A 5343-nucleotide genomic window follows, 5' to 3' on the forward strand; every position below is an offset into this window, starting at 1 on the left:
TTTAGGAGAGTTTGTCGAGTGGCAAGTACGTCCTGCGGTGGTGCGTCTGTTTCAGGAGCGGGGCATTGATGTGCATGAGTTTCACCCCGGCATTTCGGTAAAACGGGATAATGAGGGTTTAGAGATTGATCTATTGGTAGTAAATGATACCGATGCCATTTTAGTGGAGGTCAAAAGTAAGTTAACTCAAAGGGATGTGGATGAGTATTTACAACGTTTGGCCAAGTTTAAGCGGTTAATGCCTCGTTTTCGAGATGTAAAGGCCTTGGGAGCGGTGGCAGCGATGGTGGTTCCCAATGAGGTGGCGAGTTACGCTTGTCGTCAGGGTTTGTTTGTGTTGGTGCAGTCAGGGGAAAATGTAATAATTTTAAATGATGCGGAGTTTACGCCCCGGGTTTGGTAGGTTTAGCTTTCCTTCCACCCCCTCGCCAGCCGGACTGTATCTTAGAATACATTTTACCCACCAAATCCAAGAGAGCCATGGGAGTGGAGAGATTTAAAATTTAGAGATTTTATTTTTCTCCAAACGTTTAGAGTCTCAAACCCAATTTGAATTACTATTAGAGGAAAATTTAAAAATGACTGAGCCATTAACAGCAGGTTTACTTGTCACCTTAGCAGTACAAGAGTTTGTGAAGTCTGGGACGGGAGATTTAGCGAAACGGTTTACGGCTGAAGCTTTGGCTAAGATTCCTATTTTATGGGAAAAGATCAAAACTCGATTAATGGGAAGATCGGAGAAAGTTAATGAAGCATTGGCTAAGGTTGAAAGTGGTGATAGTACAGCGATCGCAACTTTGACTAAAAATTTAGATGTGATTTTAGATGAAGACTCCCTTTTTGCTGAGGAGTTACAGATTTTAGGACGAGCAATTCAAGCAGGGGAAATCACCCAAGTTGGTTTAAGAGATGTTACGGCAGGTCGCATAAAAGCAGAAATCAAGCAAAAAGCTAAGGGCGATCTCGTTGAACAAATTGGTGCGCAGCAGATCAAAGCGGATGGAGACGCTATTTTTACAATTGAGCAAGAAACTAACTAATTTTATAACGATTATGGATAACAAAAATACTCAGACAGGGATTAAAGATTCAACGTTTGGTCCTAATGCTCAAGTTAATATTAACCAAACGATTAATTTACCAAAAGTAAGTACAACAATTCCCAGTGATGTACGACAAGGATCACCCAATTTTGTCGGGAGGCAGCAAGATTTAAAGAATTTGCATAAGGCGTTACAAAATGAGGGTAAGGTTTCGGTTTGTGCGGTGCGGGGTATGGGAGGTGTGGGTAAGACTGAGTTAGCGGTTCAGTATGCGTTATCAAGGGAGTTTCAACAGCGATATGTAGCTTGTTATTGGTTTTCTCTTAATCAAGGGGATTTAGCGACTCAAATTTTATTAAAAGCCGCGCCTTATTTAGCAATGCCGGAGAAGTTACAGAAATCGGGAAGTGTTGAGGAACAGGTGAAGTGGTGTTGGCAAAATTGGCATCCTCAAGAGGGACAAATTTTAATTGTTATTGATGATGTTAAAAGTTTAGAAGATATTCCTGAAGAGTTGCTCCCAATTTCCTCTCGTTTTAAGGTGATGCTAACGACGCGACAAAGGAATCTGAGTCTGAGGTTTTGGGAGTTATCGTTAGGGGTGTTGTCAGAAGCGGAGTCTATTGAACTGTTAACAAAAATTGTCGATGCTGAACTCACTTCGCGCATTGAAAATGAGATAGAAACAGCGAAGGAGATTTGTCGTTATCTGGGTTATTTACCTTTAGCATTAGAGTTGGTTGCTAAATATTTAAAAGATGATCGGATGTTGTCTCTGGAAGATTATTTAAAGCAGTTGAGTCTTGAGGATGAGTCGCTTTCCGATGAAATGGTGAGGGGAATTAAGGCTGAGAGGGGTGTGATAGCTGCGTTTAATTTGAGTTGGCAACGTTTGCAAGGTTTAGCAACTCAGTTGGCGATGCTGTTGGGAAGGTTTGCTGCTGCTGCTATTCCTTGGCAAGAGTTGGTGGAACCGACGATAAACAGTTTGGGATGGGAGAAGAAAGCAGTCAAGGATGCACGCAAGCACTTAGATAATTTGTCTCTGATTGAGATTGAGAATGGTAAAAATATTGTTATTCATGCTTTGTTGAGAGAGTATTTTCGTTATCAAAGTAAGCAGGAAGGGGATGATTTTATTCATGTTCTGCAAGGAGGAATTGCGAGTAGTGTAATTGCCGTAGCAAAGACTATTCCCCAGAATCCCGTTATTGCAGATATTGACAGAGTGCGTCTGGCTATTCCTCATCTGGAGTTACTGAGTCAAGAGATGCTGGATGATATTCCTAATCCTGATGATAATTTAATTTGGGCATTTTTTGGGGTAGCACGGTTTTATGAGGGGCAAGGACAGTATAACTCGGCAGAAAGATATTGTGATAATTGTCTCGAAGCGGTACAATCTCGCTTAGGAGACAATCATCCCCTTGTGGCATTTTCCCTCAACAATTTAGCATACTTGTACGATTCCCAAGGCAGATACCCAGAAGCAGAACCTCTCTATCTAGAAGCATTAGATTTGAGAAAACAACTCTTAGGAGACAATCATCCCGATGTGGCACTTTCCCTCAACAATTTAGCATACTTGTACGATTCCCAAGGCAGATACCCAGAAGCAGAACCTCTCCTTCTACAAGCATTAGATTTGAGAAAACAACTCTTAGGAGATAATCATCCCGATGTGGCAACTTCCCTCAACAATTTAGCAGGATTGTACCGTTCCCAAGGCAGATACACAGAAGCAGAACCTCTCTGTCTAGAAGCATTAGATTTGTCTAAACAACTCTTAGGAGACAATCATCCCTATGTGGCAGCTTCCCTCAACAATTTAGCAGGATTGTACGATTCCCAAGGCAGATACCCAGAAGCAGAACCTCTCTATCTAGAAGCATTAGATTTGCATAAACAACTCTTAGGAGACAATCATCCGGATGTCGCACAATCCCTCAACAATTTAGCAGCATTGTACTGTTCCCAAGGCAGATACCCAGAAGCAGAACCTCTCTATCTAGAAGCATTAGATTTGAGAAAACGACTCTTAGGAGACAATCATCCCGATGTCGCAGCTTCCCTCAACAATTTAGCAGGATTGTACCGTTCCCAAGGCAGATACCCAGAAGCGGAACCTCTCTATCTAGAAGCATTAGATTTGTATAAACGACTCTTAGGAGACAATCATCCGGATGTGGCAACTTCCCTCAACAATTTAGCACTATTGTACTACTACCAAGGCAGATACCCAGAAGCGGAACCTCTCTATCTAGAAGCATTAGATTTGAGAAAACAACTCTTAGGAGACAATCATCCCTATGTGGCAGCTTCCCTCAACAATTTAGCAGGATTGTACTACTCCCAAGGCAGATACCCAGAAGCAGAACCTCTCTATCTAGAAGCATTAGATTTGTATAAACAACTCTTAGGAGACAATCATCCCGATGTGGCAGCTTCCCTCAACAATTTAGCAGGATTGTACTACTCCCAAGGCAGATACCCAGAAGCAGAACCTCTCTATCTAGAAGCATTAGATTTGAGAAAACAACTCTTAGGAGACAATCATCCCGATGTGGCAACTTCCCTCAACAATTTAGCATACTTGTACTATTCCCAAGGCAGATACCCAGAAGCAGAACCTCTCTATCTAGAAGCATTAGATTTGTATAAACGACTCTTAGGAGACAATCATCCGAATACAAAAACCTGTCGTAATAATTTACAAATAATGCGACAACAGCAAAAACCCACTTCTTTAACTTGGTGGCAGTGGATTATAGCTATTCCTATAGTTATTCTATGGATGCCATTTTATTTGCTATGGATGCTCACTCGGTGGCTAGTGCGTCGCTTTATTAGGTAAAGAGTCTAAACTGTAATTTATGGGATTATGGGATGGACTATAATTGATCATTGATGAAGACTTGTTGAATACAACACAATCATAGTATTCATTCAATCATTTCAATCATAGTTTAGACTTATTATGGGATTATGGGATAGACTATGATTGAATTAATCACTGATAACTGATATAGGCTATATTTGAAGAACTTACAAAGGTAAAATTATGACTCTTAAAGAACAACTAATTCATGAAATTGAAACAGTATCCGATGAGGTAATAGAAGAAGTTTTTGACTTTTTATTATTAGCCAAAATCAAACATCATCGATCGCAAGAACAATCTAAACCTTTCGCACAATTTATAGAAGAACTCACTGCTGATATTCCTCAAGAAGTTTTAGATACTTTACCAACTGATAGTGCAGAACAACATGATCATTATATTTACGGTACTCCTAAACATTAACCATGAAGCAAATTTTTGCCGACACCTTTTATTGGATCGCTTTACTCAACCCCAAAGATGACTGGCATAAAATTGCGCTTAATTATGCTCATAATTGTATCAATGATCAGCTAATAACAACAGATGGCATTATTGATGAGATACTGAACTATGCTTCATCTAGAGGAACCATTATGAGACAGAAAGCACTCTTGATGTGTACGCAAATGCTACGGGAAAAAACAATAAAAGTTATTTCCTATACACCAGAATTACGTCAATTAGGTTTTGAATTATATAAACAACGGTCAGACAAAGGTTATAGCATTACAGACTGCATATCAATGGTAATTATGCAACAAATGGATATTTTTGAAGTGCTTACCCATGACAAGCACTTTACCCAAGAAGGTTTTATTATTCTTTTTCAAAAAATAGAACTACTATAAAATGGAGTCAACAACTATTAGGAAAAATCACTCTACTATTGTTCAAATTCGGAAAAGTTTACAAATGATGGGACAACATCAACAATCATCGTCTTAACTGCGATTGATGGGATTATGGGATAGATTATGATTGATCATTGAAGAAATTTTGCTGAATACAACACAATCATCGTATTCATTCAATCATTCAAATCATAGTTTAGACTTATTATGGGATTACCGTAGGTGCTTCTCACCCATGCCCCTTAGATTACTAGATTTTGTCCCCCCTTGAACGGTTACTTCAAGGGAGAAAAAGCGATCGGGCTATAATAAAGAAAATTTCACTTTAACCTGAGAAAATTCATTATGACAGCCACTATTGAAGAGATTCGGGCAATACTAAAGCAATTAGCTCAATCCCAACAAGAGTTATCCCAATCCCAACAAGAGTTATCCCAAGCTCAAAAAGAAACGGATAAACAAATCAAGGAAACAGATAAGCAAATTAACAGAGTTAGTAAGCAGATTGGGGAGTTGGGCAATCGTTTAGGAGAGTTTGTCGAGTGGCAAGTACGTCCTGCGGTGG

General features: G+C 39.7%; 6 protein-coding genes. All 6 read left to right on the forward strand.

The features are described from left to right. Positions 1-403 (forward strand): DUF3782 domain-containing protein (locus O9323_RS11795; protein ID WP_288125154.1); only part of this gene is annotated, 403 nt, incomplete at its 5' end. A gap of 175 nt (positions 404-578) precedes the next feature. Further along, positions 579-1040: a hypothetical protein gene (locus tag O9323_RS11800; protein ID WP_288125155.1), complete on the forward strand. Its 462-nt coding sequence runs from the start codon at positions 579-581 to the stop codon at positions 1038-1040. Between the two features lie 13 nt (positions 1041-1053). Further along, entirely contained in the window at positions 1054-3897 is a 2844-nt protein-coding gene (locus tag O9323_RS11805) for a tetratricopeptide repeat protein (RefSeq protein ID WP_288125156.1), read from the forward strand. 207 nt (positions 3898-4104) lie between these two features. Beyond that, positions 4105-4347: a hypothetical protein gene (locus tag O9323_RS11810; RefSeq protein WP_271974664.1), complete on the forward strand. Its 243-nt coding sequence runs from the start codon at positions 4105-4107 to the stop codon at positions 4345-4347. A gap of 2 nt (positions 4348-4349) precedes the next feature. Further along, positions 4350-4775, forward strand: coding sequence for a type II toxin-antitoxin system VapC family toxin (locus tag O9323_RS11815; protein WP_288125157.1), 426 nt, complete (start codon positions 4350-4352; stop codon positions 4773-4775). 348 nt (positions 4776-5123) lie between these two features. Further along, a partial coding sequence (locus O9323_RS11820; protein ID WP_288125158.1) for a DUF3782 domain-containing protein occupies positions 5124-5343 on the forward strand: 220 nt, incomplete at its 3' end.

The sequence above is a fragment of the Microcystis sp. LE19-131.1A genome (assembly GCF_027532015.1).
Lineage (GTDB): Bacteria > Cyanobacteriota > Cyanobacteriia > Cyanobacteriales > Microcystaceae > Microcystis > Microcystis ichthyoblabe_A.